The sequence below is a fragment of the Streptomyces sp. NPDC127092 genome, assembly GCF_042722475.1.
In the GTDB taxonomy this organism is placed as follows: domain Bacteria; phylum Actinomycetota; class Actinomycetes; order Streptomycetales; family Streptomycetaceae; genus Streptomyces.
The window spans coordinates 197,549-220,554 of record NZ_JBHXFE010000006.1 but is presented as its reverse complement, the minus strand read 5'-3'; the positions used below and the strand labels follow the sequence as shown (position 1 = coordinate 220,554).

Here is a 23,006-nt window from a genome sequence, read left to right as displayed (position 1 = left end):
GCGCTCCCTTCGGTCGCGTCGCTTCGCGATGGCCTTTGGCCACCCTTGACCCGGCGGCTCCGGGAGCCTGTTCACACTCGGAGGGCGGCCGGGGGGCCCGGCCACGCGGACCTGCCCGGGTAGCCCGCCGCGCCGTGGGCGGCGCGCGGGCCGGTGGTGGGTGGGGCCGGGTATCGCTCCGGACGGCTTGGGCAGTGCACGCCGGTGGGGTGGGGCTCGGTTAGTGGCGGGGGTCGGGGAGTCCGTTTCCCTCGGTTCGGGGTGCGCGGTCGTGGAATGGGGTGCCCAATCCCGGCTAAGCGACCATCGGCGGTCGTCTGGCCGGGGTTCATGCCCCGCTGGTCACTCCCGGTGGGTGGGACGGGTGGGTAGCCGGGGCCGGTGGCGTGCAAACGTGGATATCGCGGGCCGTCGTGTGACGGAAGAGAACGGATGTGACGAGAGAGGCGACCCTGGCCCCTCGCGATCCACCTTTGCTCGCTCTGGAGGCCTCAACCGCCATGCCCCACGCCTTCGTTGGCCACCGCTGTGACGGAGAGTGACTAGTGTGACTCCAGAGGCGCCGCAGGCACCCTTCCCACCGGGTGGAGTCGGCCCGGGCGTGCAAAGTGGGATCTCGCGGGCCTCGGTGTGACGAATGGTGCTTGTGTGACGTGAGAGGCCAGGTCGGTGGCTTCCCGGCCCCGGGATATCCACGTTTGCACGCGACCGGCCTCGGCCATCCACCATCCACCCACCGGGAGTGACCAGCGGGGCTTGAGTCTCAGCCGCACGACGGCCGATGGCCGCTAAGCCCGGAATGGGCACCCCATTCCACTGCCGCGCACCCCCAACCGAGGGAGACGAACGCACCCGCCCCCGCCACTAACCGAGCCCCACCCCACCGGGGAGCACATGCCCCCCGACCGGAGCGATACCCGGCCCCCCACCCACGCAGCCGCCATCCGCCTACGGCGGGAATGGCTACCCGGGCCGGTCCGCGTGGCCGGGCCCCCGGCCGCCCTCCGAGTGTGAACAGGCCCCCGGAGCCACCGGGTCAAGGGTGGCCAAAGGCCATCGCGAAGCGACGCGACCGAAGGGAGCGCCCTTGACGCGGTGGTGGAGGGGGCCACACTCGGAACAAGGGCGGCCGCACCAGAAGCCCACTCACCACGCCCACCCGTACGGCCTCAGAAACCCGCCACCAAAACCGCACCCCCTACCCGTCCAACGCCTCCCGCCACCCCCGTACCGCCTCCGCCGCCACCGGGGCCGTCCAGCCGTTCGGGCGGGCCGCGCCGCCGATGTGGAAGGCGTCGATGCCCGCCGCCCGGAGTTCCGGCAGGTGGTCGAGGCGCAGCCCGCCGCCGACAAGGATCTGTGGCTCGTAGCCCGCCTCGCCCGCGCGCGCCGCCTCCGCCTTCAGCGTGGCGAGGCCGTCGTCGACGCCCGTTGCCGCCCCCGCCGTCAGGTACGTGTCGAGGCCCGGCAGGTCCGCCAGCTGCTTCCGCAGCGCGTCGCGGTCCGCCGCGCGGTCGATCGCCCGGTGGAAGGTCCAGCGGCAGCCGTCCAGGACCGCCAGCAGGCGCTCCACCACCACCAGGTCCGGGTCGCCGTCCGGGGTCAGGAAGCCCAGCACGAACTCCGTCGCGCCCGCCTCGCGGAGCTCCGACGCCCTCGCCACCAGCGCCGCGACCTGCCCCGCGTCGCCGGCCGCGAAGCCGTCCGTCAGTCTGAGCATCACGCGCAGCGGGATGTCCACCGCGGCGCGGATCGCCGCGAAGCCGGTCGTGGACGGGGTGAGTCCGTCCGCCGCCATGTCGGTGACCAGCTCCAGGCGATCCGCCCCACCGGCCTGGGCAGCGACCGCGTCCTCCTCGTCGAGCGCGATCACCTCCAGCACTGCACGGTTGCTCATCGAGTCCGTTCCTCCATGGATCGCACGACGCCTACAGGTCTAGTCCAATGTTCGGGACCAGACTAACCGTGCGAGTGGCCTCCCGCATCGTGCGACGCCTCATCCGCCGGAGCGGTCGCGGGCGCCTGGCCGCCCGTCGGGGCGCCCGCCGCCCCCGCCCGTACCGTGAACGCCGCCGTCCGGACCTTGCCCTCGTGCTGGAAGTCCAGGAACAGGCGGTACGTCCCCGAGCTCGGCGCCGTCGCCGTGAAGGAGACGTCGGGGCCCGGGCCGCCCTCGTTCGGGTGGACGTGGAGGTAGGCCAGGTCGCCGTCGCGCAGGGCGACCAGGTGGCCGTACGCGCCGAGGTAGGGCTCCAGGTCGGTGACGGGCTTCCCGGCCTTGGTGACGGTGAGCCGCAGCTCGCCCGCCTTCCCCGGGTTCAGCGTGCCGCCGAGGCGGACCTGGTAGCCGTCGACGTCGGCGGTCGGCGCGACCGGCGGCATCGGCTTCGGGGCGTACGCGCCCGGGACGGAGAGGTCCACGCCCAGCGTCACGCCCTTCGCGCCCTTCACCGCGGGCTTGAAGTCGGCGAAGGCCTTGTAGGCGCCGGCCGCCGGCAGGTCCGCGGCCACGCTCCACGTGCCGTCGGCGGCCTTCACCGGGTGCAGGTGACGGAAGACGGTGAGGTCGCGCGAGGCGACGATGAAGTGGAGCTCCTTGCCGTGCTCCGTGGTGAACGCGGTGACCTTCTTCCCCGCCGCGTCCTTGATCGAGAACCTGAGGGTGCTCTTGCCCCGGGCGGGCGTCGGGGTGTCCAGGGCCAGGGTGTAGCCGCCCTCGGAGACCTGGAGGCCGCCGGCCGCGGGCGCGTTCGCCGCGCCCTCGGCGTGGCCGGCGTGGCCGTCCGCGGCCCCTTCACCCTTCGGCGCCGCCTCCGCGTGCCCCGCGTGCTCTGCCTTCTTCGGCTCGTCGACGGGTCCGACGCCCTTGCCGACCCCGTACGCGGTCCCGAAGGTCGCGGCGAGCGCGGCGGCAAAGGCAGTGATCTTCACTCCGGTGTTCATGGCTGCTCTCCTGTACATGGGTGGCTTCAATGCACCTCACAATACCCCTGGGGGGTATCAAGTCAAGTCGGATCCACACTTGCATGGGATACGGGAGGGGGGTATACATGGATCACGCCGATACCCCCCGAGGGTATCTAGAAGAGCTCCGATGGAGGACGACATGGGTTCCTGCTGCACCCCCGACAACAGCTGCTCCACCAACACCGTCGAGGTCACGACGGCCACCGCCGTCGCCGACACCACCGCCACGGTCTACGCCGTCTCCGGCATGACCTGCGGCCACTGCAAGACCGCCATCACCAACTCCGTCAGCGCGCTCGACGGCGTCGTCTCCGTGGACGTCGACGTGGCCGGCGGTCTGGTGACCGTCACCACCGGCGGCGCGCCGGACGACGCCGCCATCGCCGCGGCGGTCGACGACGCCGGCTACGAGCTGACCGGCCGCGCCTGAGCGACCGGCTCGACCGGCGCCGCCGGCGCCGACCCGGCCGCCGGGGCTCGCCCACCACGCCCGGGCCCCGGCCCCCGACCCGTACCACGTAACGAGGAGCAGCCTCATGACAACGACGACCCCCGGCACCGCCCAGGTCGAGCTCGCCATCGGCGGCATGACCTGCGCCTCGTGCGCGGCCCGTATCGAGAAGAAGCTCAACCGCATGGACGGGGTCGAGGCCACCGTCAACTACGCGACCGAGAAGGCGAAGGTCACCTTCGACGCCGACATCGACGTCGCCGAGCTCATCGCCACCGTCGAGGCCACCGGCTACACCGCGAAGGAGCCCGAGCCCGAGCGCCCGGCCGGCTCCTCCGGCAGTGGCGAGGACGGCCCCTCCGACGAGGAGAAGGCCGACGCCGAGCTGCGGCCGCTCCGGCAGCGGCTGGTCACCGCCGTCGCCCTGGCCGTGCCCGTCATCGCCATGGCGATGGTCCCGGCCCTGCAGATCGAGTACTGGCAGTGGCTGAGCCTCACGCTCGCCGCGCCGGTCGTCACGTACGCCGCCTGGCCCTTCCACCGGGCCGCCTGGACCAACGCCCGGCACGGCGCGGCCACGATGGACACGCTGATCTCGGTCGGCACGATCGCCGCGTTCCTGTGGTCGCTGTGGGCGCTGTTCTTCGGCACCGCCGGTACGCCCGGCATGACGCACCCCTTCGAGTTCACCATCGCCCGCACCGACGGCGCCGGGAACATCTATCTGGAGGCCGCGGCCGGCGTCACCGCCTTCATCCTGGCCGGGCGCTACTTCGAGGCCCGCTCGAAGCGCAAGGCCGGCGCCGCGCTCAAGGCCCTGATGCAGCTGGGCGCGAAGGAGGTGACCGTCCTCAGGAACGGGCGCGAGGTCACCGTGCCCACCGCCGAACTCCAGGTCGGGGACCGCTTCCTGGTCCGGCCCGGCGAGAAGATCGCCACCGACGGCACCGTCGTCGAGGGCTCCTCGGCCGTCGACGCCTCGATGCTGACGGGCGAGTCCGTGCCGGTCGAGGTCGGGGTCGGCGACTCCGTCACCGGCGCCACCCTGAACGCCGGCGGCCGTCTGGTCGTCGAGGCCACCCGCGTCGGCGCCGACACCCAGCTCGCCCGCATGGCCAAGCTCGTCGAGGACGCCCAGAACGGCAAGGCCGCCGCCCAGCGCCTCGCCGACAAGATCTCCGCCGTCTTCGTGCCGATCGTCATCGCGCTCTCGCTCGGCACCCTCGGCTTCTGGCTCGGTACGGGGCAGGGCCTCACCGCCGCCTTCACCGCCGCCGTCGCCGTCCTGATCATCGCCTGCCCGTGCGCCCTGGGCCTCGCCACCCCGACCGCCCTCATGGTCGGCACCGGCCGCGGCGCGCAGCTCGGCATCCTCATCAAGGGTCCCGAGGTCCTGGAGACCACCCGCAAGGTCGACACGATCGTCCTGGACAAGACCGGCACCGTCACCACCGGCCGGATGACCCTGCTCAAGGTCCACACCGCCGCCGGTACGGAGGAGAACGACGTCCTGCGTCTGGCCGGTGCCCTGGAGCACTCCTCCGAGCACCCGATCGCGCAGGCCGTCGCCACCGGCGCCGCCGCCCGCGTCGGCACCCTGCCCACGCCCGAGGACTTCGCCAACATCCCCGGACTCGGCGTCCAGGGCGTCGTCGAGGGACACGCCGTCCTCGTCGGCCGCGAGAAGCTGCTCCAGGAGTGGGCGATGGAGCTCACCCCGTCCCTCAAGGCCGCCAAGGACGCCGCGGAGAAGGCCGGCAGGACCGCCATCGCGGTCGCCTGGGACGGCCAGGCCCGCGCGGTCCTGGAGGTCGCCGACGCCGTCAAGGAGACCAGCGCCGAGGCCATCAGGCGGCTGCGCGCGCTCGGTCTGACGCCGATCCTGCTGACCGGCGACAACAAGGCGGTCGCCGAGGCCGTCGCCGCCGAGGTCGGCATCGACGAGGTGATCGCCGAGGTCATGCCGCAGGACAAGGTCGACGTCGTCAAGCGGCTGCAGGGCGAGGGCCGTTCGGTCGCCATGGTCGGCGACGGCGTCAACGACGCCGCCGCGCTCGCCCAGGCCGACCTGGGCCTCGCGATGGGCACCGGCACGGACGCGGCCATCGAGGCCGGCGACCTGACTCTGGTACGGGGCGACCTGCGGGCCGCGGCCGACGCCATCCGGCTCTCCCGCAAGACCCTCGGCACCATCCGCTCGAACCTGTTCTGGGCCTTCGCCTACAACGTGGCCGCCCTGCCGCTCGCCGCGGCCGGACTGCTCAACCCGATGATCGCCGGTGCCGCGATGGCCTTCTCCTCGGTCTTCGTGGTCGGCAACAGCCTGCGCCTGCGCGGCTTCCGGGCCGCCGACGGCCGAACCGCGTGACCGACCGCCACCGCCTGCTGTAACTGTCCGACAAGGAGGCCGCCGTGGCCGGTTACGTACAGCACAAGGAAGACATCATCAGACGCCTGCGCCGCATCGAGGGGCAGGTCCGGGGAGTGCAGCGGATGGTCGACGAGGACGTCTACTGCATCGACGTCCTGACCCAGGTCTCCGCCATCAACGCGGCGCTCCAGTCCTGCGCGGTGGCCCTCCTGGACGAGCACCTGAGCTGCTGCGTCACGGAGGCCATCGAGGCCGGCGGGGACCAGGCCAAGGTCAAGGTCGGCGAGGCGTCGAAGGCCATCGCCCGCCTGATCCGGACCTGACGCACTCCGCGTGCGACAAGAGAAAAGTGTCAGCCGCCCTTGTGCGAAGGGCAGTCAGCGGTCAGCCGGACGCTCAGCCGAAGACAGAGGCCGAGCACCTGACGGAGGACCACCAGTTCCGCCGAAGCCGGCGGACCGGGGACGCAGACCTTCGCGCAGGGGCGGTTCTTCATGAGGGTCGTCGACAGGCTCGTCATGAGGGTCGTCATCCCGCCATCGTACCCCTGGGGGGTATACCTGAGCGGGTGAGGCGGCCCGTACGATGAGCCGCCCGTGAGCGGGGAGGGGATGCACGTGCGCCGGCTGGGAGAGCTGGAGGCCGAGATCATGGACCGGCTGTGGGCCTGGCAGCGGCCCGCGACGGTCCGCGAGATCGTGGACGACATCAATCTGGGGCGCCGGGTCGCCTACACGACGGTGATGACCGTCGCGGACATACTCCACCGCAAGGGCTGGCTGCGCCGCGAGAAATCCGGCCGGGCCTGGCTGTACGAACCCGTCCGCAGCCGCGAGGAGTACACCGCGGGCCTCATGCAGGACGCGCTCGGCGATAGCCAGGACCGGCCCGCCGCGCTGCTGCGGTTCGTCGAGACCATCTCCGACGAGGACATGGCCGCCCTCGACGCGGCCCTGCGCACCGCCCGGCGCGCACCGGGCGGCGGATACGGCGACGGTGGCGGTTACGGCGACGGTGGCGGTTACAGCGACGGTGACGGTTACGGCGACGGTGGCGGTTACGGCGAGGGCGGCGGCCACCGGTGAACCACCACACCCTGCCGCCGCTCGGCCTGATCCTCTGTACCGGCTTCGTCGTCCCCTGGCTCCTCGTGCGCGCCCGCTGGGTCCAGCAGGTGCCACGGCTCGCGCTCGCGGTGTGGGTCGCGAGCGGCGCGCTGTTCGCCGGGTCGGCCGCGCTGCTCCCGACCCAGCTGATCCTGCCCAGCGAGACCGGCCACCGCCTCAGCGACGCCCTGTTCGCGCTCCGGCTCCCGCCGCCCGGGCAGCTCCTCGAACTGAGCCCGCTGGAGTACACGGCGCTCGGCCTCGGGCTCGCCGTGCTCTCGGTACCGGTCACCGGCTTCGTCCGCGCGCTGCTGCGGGCCCGCCGCCGGCGCAGCCGGCACGCGGAGACGCTGCGGCTGGTCGGGCGGTACGACCCGGGTCTCGGCGCCACCGTCCTGGACCACGAGCGGCCCGCCGTGTACTGCCTGCCCGGCCGCTCGCGCCGCGTCGTCGTCTCCTCCGGCGCCATCGACACCCTCACCGAGCCTCAGCTGGCCGCCGCACTGGCGCACGAGCGGGCGCACATCTCGGGACGGCACCATCTGCTGGTGGCGGCCGCGGAGTCGTTCGCGTCGGTCTTCCCGTACCTTCCGCTGGCCCGGCACGGCGGTACGGCGGTGCCGCTGCTGCTCGAAATGGCCGCGGACGACCGGGCGTTGCGCCGTTGCTCGCGTGACGCGCTGGCCACCGCCCTGTACGCGCTGGCCTCCGGGAAGGCGCCGCGCGAGGCCTTCGGCGCCGGTGGCCCGTCGGCGGCGCTGCGCATGCGCCGCATCCTCACCCCGCACAGCGTGGGGCATCCGGTGCTGTGGGGACTGCTGACGATCGCGGCGGCCGGCCTGGCGGCCGCACCGCTGATCATCGCCTGCTGTTCGTTCCCGAATTAATTACTAAGGGAATTCGTAGATTTCACATCGGTCACATGGTGGCCGAATTCCCGGCTATTGTGGGTACGTTGGCGTTCAGCTCGGCACGTCGAAGGGTACGGACCAATGCAGCTGGCGGACGTGCGGGCGGCGCAAGCCCCCGACGCGACGACGATATCCAGGCTGCTTGCGGAGTCCATTCGGGGCAGCTACGCGGAAATACTCGGAGAAATCCCGACCCGCCGGCTCGTCTCCGCGCAATGCGCACTCCCCCGTATCCGCGCGGAAATTGAAATTCCCGGCGGCGCGCCCGGCTGGCTCGGCTGGCTGGTGGCCACCGACGCGGACGGCACCGTGCTCGGCGCGGTGGCCGGCGGCGTGCCCGTCCCGGGCGAGGGCGAGCTGTACGCGCTGGCCGTGATCCCCGGCGCCCGCCGCGGCGGTGTGGGCACGGCCCTGCTGGCGGCGACCAGCGAGCGGATGCGGGCGTTCGGCGCGACCGAGCAGCGGGTGACGCTGCCGGCCGACGACGACCCCTCGCTCCCCTTCTACGAGAAGCAGGGCTTCGTCCCGCTGGGCGGCGCGAACCGCCGGAGCCGCCCGCTCTGACCCCCGGCCCCTGCCGGACTGAGGCCGCTCTGCCGCCCGGTCGCCTTCCGGTCCTCCGACTCCCGGGCCCTGGCGGACTCACGCCATCGCGTGTTCACGCCCCCGCTTCCGCTGGAACCGGCGCTCCGCCGCAGGTCAGGATGGAGCACAGCGGCGCGGCCCCGGCGGCACGGGAGCCTCGCCCGGACGGCACGGACCGAGCGAGCCCTGGAGGAGCGATGCACACACCGAGCGGCACTTCCCTGCCCGTCGTGCCCGCGACGCTCGCACCGGTCCTGCCGTCCCGGTACGACCTCCACGTCGACCACCTCGAACTGCCCGCCCCCGGCGCCGGCATCCGGCTCAAGTCCGACACCCTGCCCGGACTGGAGACCGTCTCGCCCGGCGACGAGGACTCGGTCTGGCTCCACGACGCGCTCCTCGGCCCGCACAGCGCCGACATCGTCCGGTACCTCGGTCTCGCCCGGTCCACCGGCGGCCCCGTTCTCGATCTCGGCTCCGGCGCCGGACGGCTCGCCGTCCCCTTCGCCCGGCACGGCTTCGCCGTGGAGGCCGTGGACCGTGACGGCCCCGCCCTGGAGCGCCTCGAGACCTGGGCCCGGCGCATCGGTCCGCAGGTCGCCGGGCTGATCGTGACCACCAGGGCCGACCTCACCGAGCTGCGGCTCGACGGCGACTACCGGCTCGCGCTGCTCGCGGGCGCGATGGTCTCCGCCGTGCCGCCGGGCGCGCGGCCCCGGCTGCTGCGCGAGATCGCCTCGCACCTGGGGGCGGGCGGAGCGCTCGCGCTCGACTACACGGCACATCTGCTGCCCGGCCTGGTCGCCGAGCCGCAGCGCACCTGGGCCTTCCAGGTGCCGCGGTTCGACGGCATCGACGAGTGGGTGGTGGCCCGGCAGACCTTCGACCTGCGCACGATGAGCGAGCGGATCACGTACTACTCGGCGCGGACCGGAAAGCTGTCGACCGAGCGGGTGGTGCTCACCACCGACAAGTGGATCGTGGACGGCGAGCGCCTCGCGGCCGAGCTGCACTCGGCGGGCCTGCACATCGAGGGCCGGCGGCGGCACCGGATCGACGAGCGGACCGAGAGCGTGCTGCTCGTCTGCCGGGCCGACGACTGACGCACTCCCCGGCAGGACCCCTGACGCCAGGGACCGCCAAGATGTACGATGCCCACAAAGGTTTGGGCCGACCAGGTGGCGGGTGGCGGGCGGAGAAGATGGCAGTCGTGGAAGACCTGACGGGCCGCGAGGCGGTGATCCAGCGCCTGCGCGACGTCGGCCTGCGGGTCACCGGTCCGCGCCTCGAGGTGCTCACGGTGCTCGCCGCCGGCGGCCATCTCGACGTCGAGGCGATCACCGCGACCGCCCGCGAGCGTCTCGGCACCCTGACCAGCCAGGCCGTCTACGAGATGCTGCGGCACTTCCAGGAGACCGGCCTGGTCAGCAAGTTCGACCGCCCGGGCCTGCCGGCCGTCTTCGAGATCTCGGGTCCCGCGCACCAGCACGCCCTGTGCCAGAACTGCGGCCGCGTGGAGAACGTCGCCGCCACCGCCCCCGCGCCGCCGCGCGGCAGTCTGCCGCAGTGGCGGGTCAGCGACGCCGAGGTGGTCTTCAAGGGCCTTTGCCCCGACTGCCACGAAGAGCCCCCTTCGCGCTGAAAGCACGTGAACACCGTGCGTCGCGTTCGAATTTGTGGCAGGGTCTAGCGGGGCGTTTCAACAGGATCCGCGCGATCCGAGGGGAGTCTGCTGCGTCGTGTCCAAAAACGCCGCCGGGGCGCGTACGGGAAGCGAGCAGGCCCTCGCGCTCTACCAGGAGTTACGCAGCACGACCGGCGCGTCCTTCGACGACGCGGCGCACCGGCTGGAACTGACCGGTGCCGAACGCGACCGCTGCCGCGAGGAGTTGGTCTCCCTCGGCCTGATCGACCAGGCCTCCGCCGGTGCCGACGGCACCGACGCCTCCGTCCCCCTCGTCATCGCCCCCGACGTCGCCCTGCTCCGGCTGCTCCAGCACGAGCGCGAGCGCCTGGAGAACCGGCTGGCCGAGACCAGTCGGGCGCACACCACCCTGGAGACGCTGGCAGGGCCCTTTCTGCGGGCCGGGATGGAACCCGGCTCCGAGGTCGAGGTGGAGATCGTCGAGGATCCGGCCAGGATCCGCCGGGAACTGGCCGACCTGACGAACACGGTGCGAAGCTCCGTGCATTCGATGCTGACCGGATCGGTGCGGCGCGACGAGATGTCCCTGGAGCTGGAGCGGGACCGCGACCGGGTGGCCCGCGGCGTGCTCGTCCAGGCGATGTACAGCCACCGGGTCGGCCAGGTGCCGGAGATGGTGCAGCACCTCGCGGAGCGCGCCGCCCTCGGCGTCGAGGTGCGCCTGTCGCCCGTGGTGCCCATGAACATGGTGCTCGCCGACGAGAACTTCGCGCTCCTGCCCACCGATTCGCGCGACCCCGACTCCGCCGCCATCCTCGCCCGCGGCCCCGGCCTGGTGCGCTCCTACCGGGCCCTGTACGAGTACTGCTGGCACGCGGCCACCCCGTACGGCCACGAGGAGCCCGCCGAGCGCGGCGGCGACGGCCTCTCCGAGCAGCAGCGGGCCGCCCTGCGGATGCTCGCGTCCGGGATCAAGGACGAGCAGGTGGCCCGCAACCTGGGCGTCTCGCTGCGTACGGTCAGCCGGCTGATCTCCGAGGTGATGCAGGAGCTGGACGCCGCGAGCCGCTTCGAGGCGGGCGTGAAGGCGGCCCGGCTCGGCCTGCTCGACGGCGAGCCGTACGAGCAGCCGACGTAGCCCGCGCGCCCGTGCCGCCCCCGTCCGGACGGCTCGACGCCGCACACCGGCTCCCGAACACGACGCGTAACCTGGCCATTTGGGGTGCGACAACGGATTCGCGACACGGATGCGCGACACGGATTCGGGACACGGGACACGGGACCACGAAGACCAGAAGGGGGAACCTCGCGTGATCACGACGAGCGGTCTCGGCGGCGACGGACCGGCGGAGGGCGCGGCGGACCGCGCGGCCGGGGGCACGGCGTACGGACCGGCGGACGGCCGGCTCGTCGCGCTCTACCAGGAGCTGCGCAGACGCGGGGTGTCCAACCTCCCCGAGGTCGCGGCGGGATTAGGACTCACCGCCGAGGAGTACGAGCGATGTCGGGCCGAGCTGATCGCGCTGGGTCTGGTCGTCCCGACCACGCGCACCCACGCCACCATCGCCGACGTGCGGAACGCGGCCTGGCAGCCGGACGCCGACACGGTCGCCGCGGTCGACCCGGAGATCGCGCTGCTGCGGCTGCTGGACCGCGAGCGGGCCCGGCTGCGGGAGCATCTGGAGGAGGCGGACCAGGCGTACGGAACGCTGGAGACCCTGGCGGGCACGTTCCTGCGGGCCAGCGTCCTGGCGGGCTCCGAGGTCGAGGTCGAGGCGCTGACCGACTACCGGCGCATCCAGCAGGCCCTCGACGACATCATCGACGTCATGCAGGAGAGCTCGGCGTCCATGTACCCGGGCGGGCCGAGCCGCGAGGTGCACGACGTGACCCTCGCCCGTGACCGGCGGCGTCTCGAACAGGGGATCCGGGTCCGGGCCATCTACGCGCACGAACACGCCACGCGCCCCGACGTGGCCGAACTGCTCGACGCCCGGAGCGAACTGGGAGCGGAGATCCGGGTCGCCGCGGTCGTCCCGCTCAACATGGTCATCATCGACCAGCAGTACGCCCTGCTGCCGATCCGGCCGGAGGACGCGCGCCAGGGCGCCATCCTGGCCCGCGGCCGGGCGCTGGTCCGCTCGTACCTCGGGCTCTTCGAGCACTGCTGGCACACGGCCGTGCCCTACGGCTCCGGGGCGGCCGCCGAGCGGGGCGGCGACGGGCTGTCGGAGCAGCAGCGGGCGGCCCTGCGGATGCTGGCCACCGGGATGAAGGACGAGAAGATCGCCCGGAATCTCGGGGTGTCGCTGCGCACGGTGAGCCGAATGCTCTCGGAACTCATGCAGGAATTGGGCGCGACGAGCCGATTCGAGGCGGGTGTGCGCGCGGTGCGGATGGGCTGGCTGGACTGACGGCCGAGGCATTCACGGCTCGCACGGAAGCGGGCACGGAAAAGCCCCGCGATCGTGGCAGGGCGATCGCGGGGCTTTTCTCTCGGGTTCTGCTGTTCAGTTGGAGGGGGCCGGGGTCGGGACCGGCCAGTTGTCGTCGGCCAGCATCAGGCGGGGGGCCGCGGGCGCCTCGGCGTCGCCGGAGCCGGCGACCGCCGCCGCACCGCCCGCGACCGCCAGACACGCCACCAGGGCGAGGGCGAACTGACGGACGGTCTTGCGCAGGCCGGTGTTCTGCTGAGCGGACATGATTCCTCCAGGAGTGGGAATGTGAATTCCGCCTTCCGGGGGCCCGTGCCGCCGGGCGTTCCCTGAAGACATCTCTATTCTGTCCGGCGCTCCAGAGCGAATCCAGGGATTCTCGATGCGTGGATGTGCCATGGCGTGAGTGCGTCAATGCGCCGCCGAATGAACGGAATTGGCTCATCCGGGCCGCCTCTAACCTTTGGTTAGACCAAAAGAGATGCTAGACTCGTGCAACGGCCTTCTCGTTCCTCCAGGAGAGAGGGGCCGCCGGGGCAGGGGCGTGCCGCCGCCCTTGCCCCACCCGTCCGGCCGGGCCGGAGTTCATCCGCTCCGCGATCCGCGAGGCCGTCCGCTCCCGCCCCGCCAGCGCGTCCTCGTAGACGTCGATCGTCCGCGTGGCGGAAGCGCGCCAGCTCATCCCCCGGGCGTGCCGGACCGCCGCCTCCCCCATCGTGACCCGGGCCCGCGGGTTCCGGGCCAGCCACAGCAGCCGGCGCGCGTACTCCACCGGATCGTGGCCCTGGACGAGCAGCCCCGTCACCCCGTCCCACACCGCCGACGGGAGCCCGCCCACCGCCGAGGCCAGCACCGGCGTCCCGCAGGCCTGCGCCTCCAGGGCCACCAGTCCGAACGACTCCGAACGCGACGGCACCACGAGAACGTCGGCCGCGCGGTAGAAGTCCGCCAGCCGCTCCTGCGGTACGGGCGGACACGCCTTCAGGACGTCCGCGACGCCGAGGTCCGCCGCGAGCCGCCACACCGTGCCCTGCTCCGTCGCCCCCGAATGCCCGCCGACCACGGGCACGAGCAGCCGGGACCGCAACTCCGGAGCCATCCGCAGCAGTTCGGCGACCGCCCGCACCAGCACGTCGGGCCCCTTCAGCGGCTGGATCCGCCCCGCGTACAAGGGGACGAAGGCGTCGGCCGGCAGCCCGAGCCGCGCCCGCGCCGCCCGCCTCTCCTCCGCCGGACCGCCGCCCGGCGCCCCACCCGGCCCGAACGCCGGACCGAAGGTGCGCAGGTCCACGCCGGGCCGCACCACCTCGGTGCGGGCCGGGTCCGCCCCGTACAGCGTGCGCAGCGCCTCCGCCTCGTCGCCGGTGTTGGCGATCAGCCGGTCCGCGTCCCCGACCACCTGGTGCTCGCCGCGGATCCTCAGCTCGGGCTCCGGGGTGTCGCCCTCGGCGAGGTGGGCGTTCTTCACCAGGGCCAGGGTGTGCGCGGTGTGCACCAGCGGTGTGCCCCAGCCGAAGGCGGCGATCCGCCCGACCTGCCCGGACAGCCAGTAGTGCGAGTGGACCAGGTCGTACCGCCGGAACTCCTTCAGGAGGGCCAGCGAGAACGGCACGACCAGGTCCGGCATGGCCTCCTTGGGCAGCGCCCGGCGCGGGCCCGCTGCCAGGTGCCGCACCCGCACGCCGGGCTCCAGGTCGACGAGGCCGGGCAGGCCCTCGCCGCGGCAGCGGGTGAACAGGTCGACCTCGACGCCCTGTTCGGCCAGGGCACGGGACAGCTCGACCATGTAGACGTTCATCCCGCCGGCGTCCCCGGTACCGGGCTGGTGGAGCGGGGAGGTGTGGACGCTGAGCATGGCGACGCGCAGGGACACGTGGGGCTCCTGTGGGGTGGGCCGGCCACGTGGCCCCGCGCGCGGCGCGCACGGTCACGCGGCAGGGAAGCGGTGGGAGGTGCTGGACCTGCTGGGGATGCGACAGGGGTGGCGCGGGGACGCCAAGTACGCGACTTCTTAGCGGATTAGAAGTGAGGAGCGAGGACGACCGGGCACGGGCTCAGAATCCGAAGACCGGCCCGGACGGCGGCGCGAGCCGCGTCCCCGGCAGCGGTGCGATCAGCGCCGACCAGTCCACCGGCCGCCCCGGCGCCACCTGGAGCGCCGCCGCCAGCCGGTCCGCGCCCTCCGGCATCACCGGCCGTGACCACGCCGACAGGGCGGAGGCCACCGCCAGCTGGGCGGCGAGCGCCGGAAGGTGGCGGCAGGAGGTGGTGGGACGGCAGCGCTCGTGGGCGTTGACGTAGCCGAAGTCGGCGACCGAGCGCACCATCTCGTCGAGCACGGCGACCGCCCGGCGCGGGTCGAAGGCGTCGGGGCCGTACGCCTCGCGCAGGTCGTCCACGCCGCGGTGCAGCCGGCGCTCCAGGATCTCCCAGCCGGTGCCGCCGGGCATCGCCTGCGGCGCGACGCCGTCGCACTCCTCGCGCACGGCCGTGAAGAGCCGGGTCAGCCAGCTGTTCCAGTTCTCGTCGAGCTCCAGGCGCGCGGCGGCGAGCCGGTCGCGCTGGTGGACGGTCCTGCGGCCGGTCGGCCGGGCCTGCAGGACGTGCCGGCGCAGGGTGTCGGAGCCGTACTCGGTGAGCAGGTCGAGCGCCCACACGTTGCCCTCCTGGACGCCCTCCTCCACCACGTACGACTCGTTGACGTTGAACTCCTGCGGCAGCTTGACGTCCTGCGCGAGCAGCAGCACCGGCAGCAGCACGGCGTGGCAGAAGGTGTGCCCGAAGCCGCAGAAGTGGATGGTGCGGGCGGGTAACGGGCCCTTGGTGTCGTAGCCGAACAGGTGCATCGCCGCGGCCTCGAAGCACGCGTCGATCCGGTGGTCGGGGAAGCCCTCGACGGGCACCTCCAGGCCCCACTCGGCCGGGTGTCCGACCGCGATGTCCGGCAGGCCGTCCTCGACGAGCGACTCGCACAGCGCGGCGAGCCGCGGCGGGAGGCCGGCCAGCGCCCAGTAGTCGGAGAGCTGGTCGCGGAACGGTTCGAGGGGCACGTACAGCCGGCGGCAGCGCTTGGCGACCGCCGGTGCGTCGCACATCGAGCAGCGCGGCGAGATCAGGTCGCCGCCGTCGTTCGGCCGCGCGCACTCGTGGCACATGCCTCCGTCGCTCGACGCGCCGCAGTGCGGGCAGGAGCCGGTGACGTGCGCCCCGTACAGCCAGCGCTCGCACGGCTCGCAGTACGGCAGGAGCCGGGTGCGCGGCGCGATCACGCCCTGCGCGTAGAGCCGGCTGAACAGCTCCTGCACCCAGCGCGCGTACCCGCGGTCCCGGCGCGGCCTGACGATGTGGTCGAACTCGACGCCGGAGCGCAGCCAGTCGGCGGTGATCGCCGCGCGGTAGCCCTCGGCGACCTCCTCGGGCTTGCGGTTGTGGCGCAGGGCCCGCACCTCGACGGAGCTGGCGTGGTCGGCGGTGCCGGTGGTGAAGCGGACGGGCTCGCCCTCGGCGCGCAGGAAGCGGGTGAGGACGTCGGCCGCGACGTACGGTCCCGCCAGATGGCCGATGTGCAGTTCGCCGTGGGTGGCCGGAGGGGTCGCGGTGATCCAGACGGGGGTGCTCATGGGACCTCCTTGACGCTGTCGTGCGATGAGCTGTCAGCGGTCTTCTGTCAGCGGTTTCGGTCAGCGAGGTTCGAAGTGGAAGGAGCGGATGAAGCAGTCACGGGGCTGCTCGACGGCGTAGACGATGCACTCGAAGAGCGCCTGGGTGGTGAGCTTCTCGTCGGGTGCGACGCCGTCCGGGTTCGCGCCGTCCCACTCCGCGAACCGCGGGTCGGACGTCGAGAAGTCCGGCGGGAAGAGCGAGAACACCCGTACTCCGGAAGGCCGGAGGCGGCGGGAGAGGATGTCGGCGAAGCCGGCCTGGGCGCTCTTCGCCGCCCAGAAGGCCTCGTGCGCCGCCGAGGCGGTCGCGGCGGAGGCGCCCTCCGCGTCGCGGACGGCGACCATGTTGACGATGTCGGGCCGCAGCGAGCCGCGCAGCAGCGGCAGGAAGTGCTTCACCATGAGGACGGTGCCGCCGGCCGTCGACTCGATCGTCTCCACGATCTGGTCGTCGCTCGCCGACTCCAGGTCCATGCCGTCGAGCCAGCGGGCGCCGTTGTTGACCAGCAGGTCGACCCGGTCGGTGCGCTCGCCGACGCGGGCGGCGAACTCCCGGATCTCCGCGGGCCTGCTCAGGTCGCAGCCGAAGGCGTGGATGCGGTCCCGGGCGGAGCCCATCACCTCGGCGCGGGTGCGCTCGGCGGCCTCGACGGTGCGGGCCGACACGTAGACCTCGGCGCCGAGGTGGGCGAATCCGACGGCGAGCGCGCGGCCGAAATAGCGGGACGCCCCGGTCACGACGACACGCAGGTTCTCGAATTTCATGTGTGTCTGCTCTCCCCACGGATACCGAAAGCCGGTCGGTCCCGTTCAGCGTGGCAGAGGTGAGCGGCGGATCACCCGGCCGTACGGGTGCGCGTTCACGCCGTTGCGTGGATACGCCAAGGGGCAGGCCAGGGCAGTTCGAGACGCTGCAGCAGGCGGGCCCGCTTGTGGTGGACCCGGACCCGGTCCGGCGCGGTGGAGACCGTCACGGTGCCGCCGTGCGGCGTGCGGAGCCGCGCCACGGGCCCGCCGACGACGGTACCGCCGAGCGCCCCGGCGGCGGCGAACGCGGCGGCACCGGTGAGGGCGAGCCGCGGGTGCCAGCCGCCGACGGTGAGCGCCCGGACGGCGAGGCGGTCGGGGCCGGTGCGCGTGAAGAGCGCGATCTTGGGGAGCGGGGATTCGGGCGCGTACCCGAGCAGGCGGGCGGCACGGGCCCGCAGCTCCAGGAGCCGCGCCTGGAGGGCGTCGGCGGGGAGGTGCGGGGAGTCGGCCGGCAGGTGCCGGGCGTCGGCGCCCAGGTGCCGGGCGTCGACGAGGACGTACGGGTTGCCGTAGCGCACGAGCGTCACGGGGACGCCGTCGAGGACGTCGACGGGCCGGCCGGTGGGGAGCGTCCCCGGCACGCCGGGCGGCCGCAGGAAGTCCAGCGTGTACGCGCCGTCGCCCTGCGGCACGCACCGCACGACGTCTCGCGTCGTGACCGCCCGCACGGTCACCTCCCTGCCCGCGCGCCCGTCGGCGACGACGCACGCGAGCAGCGAGTGCCCGCATCCGGCCCGGAAGTCGAACCGCCCGCCGGGCAGGGCCTGGACGAAGCGGTAGTCGAGGTCGGCGGCCGTACCGGCCGAAGGCCCGTACAGCGCGATCTTGTTGAGCCCGGCGTACGGCGTACGGGCGAGCGCCTGGCGCAACCGCGCCAGCTCGCCGCTCGACGCGAGTGCCCCGGGCGGCAGTCGGTCGCGCCGCACGACGAGGGTGGGCCCGGGTGCGTCCTCGGCGAGGACGACATGGGCGAGGACGCCGTGCGCGCGGCCCCGCCGGCCACCCTCCTCAGGCCGCACAGCCCACCGGGATCCGCATGCCCTGGACGACCTCCGTCCACAGCTCGTGGACGGCGAGGGCCCACAGCGCGAGGGCGATGTGCTGGTTGGGGCGTTCCAGGTGCCGGGCGAGGAGCCGGTTCACGCGGTCGGCGCGGATCTTGCCGCCGAGGACCAGCCGGGCCGGCGACAGCAGCTCGCGCACGGTGTCGAGGAGCGGGCCGCCGGGCGCGATCATCGCGGCGATCGGCAGCGTGAACGGCTGCTTCGGGCGGTTCAGGACGGACGCGGGCAGCAGTTCCGCGCCCGCCTCGTACAGGGCGCGCTTGCCGTGCCGGGCCTCCGGCGGCAGTTCGCGGGCGTGGGTGACGACGCTCGGCTGGCAGAAGGGCAGCCGTGCCTCGACCGCCCACGCCATCGACAGGTGGTCGACCCGCCGCAGGTGGTACGCGGGCAGCCGCCGGCGCGTCTCGAACGCGCTCATCGCCGTCGCCCGGTCCGTGCCCGCCGCCTCCGCCGAGCGCAGTTCGCCCTCGACGCGGTCCGCCGCCGAGCCGTGGTCGGCGATGAACGCGGCGTACGAGCTGGTGTACAGGTGCTCCCGGAGCAGCCGCGGCGCCGCCGAGAGCGCGTCGGCGTAGGCACCGGCCCAGTCCACGCCGGGCGGCGCGGCCAGCGCGGCCCGCATCCGGTCGTAGCCGCCGAAGAGCTCGTCCGCGCCGTCGCCGGCGAGGGCGACCGTGAAGCCGTTCTCGTGGACCGCGCGGAACAGCGCGTACGTGGACAGCGCGATCGGGTCGGCGTTGGGCTGCCCGAGGTGCCGCACCGTCCGCGTGAGCAGCGAGGGGATCTCGTCCGGGTCGATGCTCACCTCGTGGTGCACGGTCCTGGCCCGGCGGGCGACGGCGCGCGCGTACGCGGCCTCGGAGTCGGGCCACTTGCCGCGGTAGGTGAGGTGGAAGGTGTGGAGCGGCGGGGCGTCCGTCTCTCGCCGCTGCTCGGCGGCCAGCGCCGTGACGAGCCCGGAGTCGAGCCCGCCGCTGGTGATCGCGCACACCGGCGCGTCCGCGGTGGCCAGCCGCCGCACCTCGTGGCGCAGCACGTCCTGCGTGTCTCCCACCGGCCGCGGGCCCGCGTGCGGGGCGCGGCGGCGCACGACGGGCGCGGAGCCGGGCCGTACGACCGCGGTCGCGCCGGGCGGCAGGACGCCGACGCCGTCGAGGGCGGTGTGCGTCGCGTACGAGGTGCGGGTGGCGAGGAGGGTGTCGAGGGCGTCCTCGCGGGGCGCGATCGGCACGCCCTCGAAGGCGAGCAGTGCGGGGATCTCGGAGGCGAAGCGGGTGACGCCGGCGCCGTTCGCGCCGTACGGGTCGTGGTGGAAGTGGACCGGCTTCATGCCCATGTCGTCGACGGCGAGGACGAGTTGGGTGCTGCCGGGCCGCAGGTCGAGCACGGCGACCGCGAACATGCCGTCGAGGTGCTCGGCGAAGGCGGCGCCGTACTCCGCGTAGAGCGCGGGCAGCAGCGTGCCGTCGCAGCGGTCGGGGAAGCGGTGGCCGCGGGCGGCGAGGCGGCGGCGCAGCTCCTCGTGGTTGTAGATCTCGCCGTTGAGGACGGCGAGGATGCCGGGAAGGTGCGGCAGCCGGTACGGCTGTGTGCCGCCGCACGGGTCGGTGACGGCGAGCCGGTCGCAGCCGAGCGACCAGCCGGGGCCGCTGAGCACCTGGTGCTCGTCGGGGCCGCCGTGCCGCTGGCGGGCCGAGACCGCCGCCAGCTCGGCAGGGTCGGGACGGTCCGCCCCCGCGGCGAAGGAGCCGAGAATCCTGCACATGGGCGGTCGCCTCCGGTCTCTCTCTGCTGAGCTACGAGTAGGTCTCTGCGCACCCGTTCACATGTCGCACCCAATGATTTGAATCTACCAACTTTTTGGATGGCGCGTAAGTGCCATGTCCGGTTCACGCCACGACATGGCCTTGCGACGCCCCCGCACGCCCAACAGGCTGGCCCCATGGAGGACTTCGCGACGACCGACCTGCCGGAGCCGACCGCCCGCAGTGCGCCGGAATCACTGCTGGTGGTGGCGGCGCACCCGGACGACATCGAGTTCTGCGTGAGCGGCACCGTCATGCAGTGGATCGAGCGCGGCACCCGCGTCACGTACTGCATCGTCACCGACGGCGGCGCCGGCGGTTACGACCCGCTGCTCCCCCGCCAGGCCATGGCGGACCTGCGTCGTGCCGAGCAGGTCCACTCGGCGAAGCTCAGCGGCGTCGCCGACGTCCGCTTCCTCGGCTACCCCGACAGCTTCGTCGAGGCGGACGTGCCCCTGCGCCGCGACCTGTGCCGGGTCATCCGCGAGGTCCGCCCGCAGCGCTGCATCGTCCCGTCCCCGGAGATCAACTGGGCCCGCGCCGCCGACCTCCACCCCGACCACCGCGCGGTCGGCGAGGCCTGCCTGCGCGCGATATACCCCGAGGCCCGCAACCCCTTCGCGCACGCCGAGCTGCTGAAGGAGGAGGGCCTGGAGCCGTGGACGGTCCACGAGCTGTGGCTGATGACCGGCCCCACGCCGAACCAGTACGTGGACGTCACCCCCGTCTTCGACCGCAAGGTCGAGGCCCTGCGCATCCACACCTCCCAGACGGCCCACTTCGACGACCTGGCGGGCCTGCTGCGCGACTGGCTGAGCGAGCACGCGCGAGCGGGCGGGCTGCCGGCGGGGCGGATGGCGGAGGCGTTCCAGATCGTGCACATCGACTGAGGCGACCGGGGCCGGGCGCGAACTCGCCCCGGCCTCAAGGGTGTTCAATACAATTTCACATTGCTATGTTACGCGGCACTAGCAGGCCCCTCCCCGACGACAGGAGACCTCTGTGTCCCGTCCGAGACCCGTGCGCGCGCTCCTGAGAGCCATGGCCATGGCCACCACCTGCGCGGCGACCCTCCTCCTCCCCGCCACCACCGCGACGGCCGCGCCGGCGCCCGCCTCCGCGCCCGGGCCCGTGCCCGTGGCCGCGTCCGGGCCCGTCCCAGCGCCCGCCTCCGCGTCCGCGCCCAAGCCCGGCGGGCACGACAAGGCGTACGACCACGCCGAGCGCCGCGCCACCCGCCCCGCGGCCGAGGCGGGCACGGCCCCGTGCAAGTCGCCCAAGTGCAAGGCCGAGCTGGAGGCCCGGCTCTTCCCGTACACCTACGTGTACGACAAGGGCGCCATCAAGGTCCGCACCGGGCTCGACAAGACGACGGTCGACCAGCTCTACTACGCGAGCAAGCAGGTCAAGGCGCACTTCCACCGCGTCCTCGGGACCGATGCGCCGCTCGCCGGTGACACCAACTCCGCCCTGACGGTGGTCCTTTACGCCTCCCGCGCCGACTACGTCGCCTATCAGACGCTCCTCTACGGCCTGAGCACCAACAACGGCGGCATGTACATCGAGGACGGCGCGACCTTCTACACCTACCAGCGGCGGGTGCCCGAGGACTCCTCCCTGACCCTGGAGGAACTGTTCCGCCACGAGTACGCGCACTACCTCAACGGCCGGTTCGCGGTCCCCGGCACCTTCGGCTCCGGCCCCTGGTACACCGGCGACCGGACCACCGCGATGGACGAGGGCACCGCCGAGTTCTTCGACGGCGCCACCCGCGACGACGGCATACGGGTGCGCCGCTCGCTCGTCCAGGGCGTCATCGACGACACCGCCTCCGGCGGCCCGCGCATGACGGTGGACCAGCTGCTCCACGCCACGTACGACGGCGACGGCTTCCGCTTCTACGACTACGCCGGCACCTTCTTCGAGTACCTGTGGCGGGAGCGGCCGAGCGAGCTCCAGGCCATGTACGGCTTCCTGCGCGCCGGTGACGTGACCGGATTCGACGCCTGGCGCAACCGGCTCGGCGCCGACCCGGCCGTACAGCGTGCGTACGACGCCTTCCTCGACGCCCAGATCGCGATCGTCGACCAGCTGTACGTGCCCGCGACGACCTTCCAGCCGACCGGGACGCTCACGCACGGCACCGCGGAGCAGGTACGGGCGGCGCTCGCCACGGCCTCGGGCACCGCACCGCAGTGCGCCGACACCGGCGACACCGGCACCAACCGGCGCTTCGTGTGCGGCGGCAGCCTGACGACGGCGACGGCCGACGCGGCCAACGGCGACACGGTGTTCCGGGACTTCACGGCCGCGGCCGACCGCACCCTGATCGAGGCGGCACTCCCCGGCGGAACGAACTTCACGGACATGAACTGCTGGTTCGGCCCGGTCAGGGCGACGGGAACGACGGCGACGGCGGCGTACAGCTGCGAGGGCCCGCTGCGGGGCTGATCGGACGCCTCGGCTCGGACTCCCCGGCGGCTGCGGAAGCGTCGACGGAGGCTGTGGCGGAGGCGGTCGGGCGATATCCGGCCGCCAAGGATGTGAACAAGCCAAAGGGACATGACGGGGTGGTGAACCTGTCATGAACTTGCAAGGTTGGGATCGCGCGACGCACCACCAGTACGGCCCATGCCCACCGTTCACTTCCTGACCGGAGGTCCCATCATGGCCACTGCAACGAGAACCGGCACGACGCGCCTCTCCCGCCTCCTCGGCACGCTCGCCCTGGGCGTCGGCGTGAGCGCCGCCTTCGTCACGCCCGCCTCGGCGGCGTCCTCCGCCTCACCGACGTCCGACGGGGCGTCCGTGACCAGCGTGAAGAGCGTTGCCGCCGACTACCCCTGTTACGGCATCGCGGTCAGCGGCGCCTGGAGCTGCTTCCAGCCGTACGGCGAGCATCTGTACACCTGCGACACGGCGGCCGACGGCCACCATCCGGGCACCTGGTACCGCATCAACGGCGGCACCTGGCGCAACGTGCAGTACAACCTCGGCAACGGCAACTGCGCCGACCTCAACCTCTCCATCGGAGAGAGCGGATACATCGACATCCAGGCCTGCAACTACGAGGGCAGCACGGCGCTGGCCTGCAGCGGCGTGCGCCGGGTCACCGCCAACGGCTGACCCGCCGGGTGACGCACCAGTCGCGGGGGGGGGGTGCGGCTATGATAGGTGGGGGCCGGGGGTCTGGT

20 protein-coding genes and 2 pseudogenes are annotated in these 23,006 nt (G+C 73.0%); 13 read left to right on the top strand and 9 right to left on the bottom strand.

What is annotated here, in order from left to right:
• Positions 1 to 1,198: 1,198 nt before the first annotated feature.
• Both ACFWJO_RS07895 and ACFWJO_RS07890 read right to left on the bottom strand, forming a co-directional pair.
• On the bottom strand, positions 1,199 to 1,897 hold the full coding sequence (locus ACFWJO_RS07895) for a copper homeostasis protein CutC (protein WP_386863925.1): 699 nt from the start codon (positions 1,895 to 1,897) through the stop codon (positions 1,199 to 1,201).
• Between the two features lie 62 nt (positions 1,898 to 1,959).
• Positions 1,960 to 2,943, bottom strand: coding sequence for a hypothetical protein (locus ACFWJO_RS07890; RefSeq protein WP_386863924.1), 984 nt, complete (start codon positions 2,941 to 2,943; stop codon positions 1,960 to 1,962).
• Between the two features lie 163 nt (positions 2,944 to 3,106).
• Here ACFWJO_RS07890 and ACFWJO_RS07885 point away from each other — a divergent pair, with 163 nt between their 5' ends.
• From ACFWJO_RS07885 to ACFWJO_RS07875, 3 genes are all read left to right on the top strand, one after another.
• A complete protein-coding gene (locus ACFWJO_RS07885) occupies positions 3,107 to 3,397 on the top strand; it encodes a cation transporter (protein WP_384422838.1) in 291 nt (96 codons plus the stop codon).
• 106 nt (positions 3,398 to 3,503) lie between these two features.
• Complete coding sequence (locus tag ACFWJO_RS07880) at positions 3,504 to 5,786, top strand: heavy metal translocating P-type ATPase (RefSeq protein ID WP_386863923.1); 2,283 nt, start codon at positions 3,504 to 3,506, stop codon at positions 5,784 to 5,786.
• A 44-nt stretch (positions 5,787 to 5,830) separates the two neighbouring features.
• A complete protein-coding gene (locus ACFWJO_RS07875; RefSeq protein WP_128981368.1) occupies positions 5,831 to 6,112 on the top strand; it encodes a metal-sensitive transcriptional regulator in 282 nt (93 codons plus the stop codon).
• 29 nt (positions 6,113 to 6,141) lie between these two features.
• Here the strand turns inward: ACFWJO_RS07875 and ACFWJO_RS07870 are convergent, their stop codons facing one another.
• Complete coding sequence (locus tag ACFWJO_RS07870) at positions 6,142 to 6,321, bottom strand: hypothetical protein (RefSeq protein WP_384422827.1); 180 nt, start codon at positions 6,319 to 6,321, stop codon at positions 6,142 to 6,144.
• 85 nt (positions 6,322 to 6,406) lie between these two features.
• On the opposite strand from ACFWJO_RS07870, the pseudogene ACFWJO_RS07865 reads away from it, so the two are divergent.
• From ACFWJO_RS07865 to ACFWJO_RS07835, 7 genes and pseudogenes are all read left to right on the top strand, one after another.
• A pseudogene (locus ACFWJO_RS07865) lies at positions 6,407 to 6,760 on the top strand (BlaI/MecI/CopY family transcriptional regulator); the annotation flags it as partial.
• A 110-nt stretch (positions 6,761 to 6,870) separates the two neighbouring features.
• The gene (locus ACFWJO_RS07860) at positions 6,871 to 7,782 is read left to right on the top strand and encodes a M56 family metallopeptidase (protein WP_386863922.1); all 912 of its coding nucleotides are present in this window, start codon (positions 6,871 to 6,873) and stop codon (positions 7,780 to 7,782) included.
• Between the two features lie 105 nt (positions 7,783 to 7,887).
• Entirely contained in the window at positions 7,888 to 8,370 is a 483-nt protein-coding gene (locus ACFWJO_RS07855; RefSeq protein WP_386863921.1) for a GNAT family N-acetyltransferase, read from the top strand.
• A 218-nt stretch (positions 8,371 to 8,588) separates the two neighbouring features.
• On the top strand, positions 8,589 to 9,494 hold the full coding sequence (locus tag ACFWJO_RS07850; RefSeq protein ID WP_386863920.1) for an SAM-dependent methyltransferase: 906 nt from the start codon (positions 8,589 to 8,591) through the stop codon (positions 9,492 to 9,494).
• A gap of 107 nt (positions 9,495 to 9,601) precedes the next feature.
• Positions 9,602 to 10,033: a Fur family transcriptional regulator gene (locus tag ACFWJO_RS07845; RefSeq protein WP_384422817.1), complete on the top strand. Its 432-nt coding sequence runs from the start codon at positions 9,602 to 9,604 to the stop codon at positions 10,031 to 10,033.
• A gap of 97 nt (positions 10,034 to 10,130) precedes the next feature.
• A complete protein-coding gene (locus ACFWJO_RS07840; RefSeq protein WP_386863919.1) occupies positions 10,131 to 11,174 on the top strand; it encodes a LuxR C-terminal-related transcriptional regulator in 1,044 nt (347 codons plus the stop codon).
• Between the two features lie 172 nt (positions 11,175 to 11,346).
• A complete protein-coding gene (locus tag ACFWJO_RS07835; protein WP_386863918.1) occupies positions 11,347 to 12,450 on the top strand; it encodes a LuxR C-terminal-related transcriptional regulator in 1,104 nt (367 codons plus the stop codon).
• A 96-nt stretch (positions 12,451 to 12,546) separates the two neighbouring features.
• Here ACFWJO_RS07835 and ACFWJO_RS07830 read toward each other — a convergent pair whose 3' ends face one another.
• The 6 genes from ACFWJO_RS07830 to asnB all read right to left on the bottom strand — a co-directional run bounded on the left by ACFWJO_RS07830 (position 12,547) and on the right by asnB (position 19,772).
• Complete coding sequence (locus ACFWJO_RS07830; RefSeq protein WP_386863917.1) at positions 12,547 to 12,738, bottom strand: hypothetical protein; 192 nt, start codon at positions 12,736 to 12,738, stop codon at positions 12,547 to 12,549.
• Positions 12,739 to 12,955: 217 nt separating this feature from the next.
• On the bottom strand, positions 12,956 to 14,326 hold the full coding sequence (gene mshA, locus ACFWJO_RS07825; protein WP_386863933.1) for a D-inositol-3-phosphate glycosyltransferase: 1,371 nt from the start codon (positions 14,324 to 14,326) through the stop codon (positions 12,956 to 12,958).
• Between the two features lie 199 nt (positions 14,327 to 14,525).
• Positions 14,526 to 16,091, bottom strand: a complete 1,566-nt coding sequence (locus tag ACFWJO_RS07820) for a class I tRNA ligase family protein (RefSeq protein ID WP_386863916.1) — start codon at positions 16,089 to 16,091, stop codon at positions 14,526 to 14,528.
• A gap of 60 nt (positions 16,092 to 16,151) precedes the next feature.
• Positions 16,152 to 16,898 (bottom strand): SDR family oxidoreductase, encoded by a 747-nt coding sequence (locus tag ACFWJO_RS07815; RefSeq protein ID WP_384422803.1) that lies wholly within the window; start codon positions 16,896 to 16,898, stop codon positions 16,152 to 16,154.
• Positions 16,899 to 16,993: 95 nt separating this feature from the next.
• The gene (locus ACFWJO_RS07810) at positions 16,994 to 17,962 is read right to left on the bottom strand and encodes a PrpF domain-containing protein (protein WP_386863915.1); all 969 of its coding nucleotides are present in this window, start codon (positions 17,960 to 17,962) and stop codon (positions 16,994 to 16,996) included.
• Entirely contained in the window at positions 17,952 to 19,772 is a 1,821-nt protein-coding gene (gene asnB, locus ACFWJO_RS07805; protein ID WP_386863914.1) for an asparagine synthase (glutamine-hydrolyzing), read from the bottom strand. The genes ACFWJO_RS07810 and asnB overlap by 11 nt, the downstream gene beginning before the upstream one ends.
• A gap of 177 nt (positions 19,773 to 19,949) precedes the next feature.
• On the opposite strand from asnB, the gene ACFWJO_RS07800 reads away from it, so the two are divergent.
• The 3 genes and pseudogenes from ACFWJO_RS07800 (at position 19,950) to ACFWJO_RS07790 (ending at position 22,938) form a co-directional block, all read left to right on the top strand.
• Complete coding sequence (locus ACFWJO_RS07800) at positions 19,950 to 20,702, top strand: PIG-L deacetylase family protein (RefSeq protein ID WP_385695435.1); 753 nt, start codon at positions 19,950 to 19,952, stop codon at positions 20,700 to 20,702.
• Between the two features lie 391 nt (positions 20,703 to 21,093).
• Positions 21,094 to 22,263: pseudogene (locus tag ACFWJO_RS07795) on the top strand (collagenase); the annotation flags it as partial.
• Positions 22,264 to 22,479: 216 nt separating this feature from the next.
• Positions 22,480 to 22,938 (top strand): hypothetical protein, encoded by a 459-nt coding sequence (locus tag ACFWJO_RS07790; RefSeq protein WP_386863913.1) that lies wholly within the window; start codon positions 22,480 to 22,482, stop codon positions 22,936 to 22,938.
• Positions 22,939 to 23,006 lie beyond the last annotated feature (68 nt).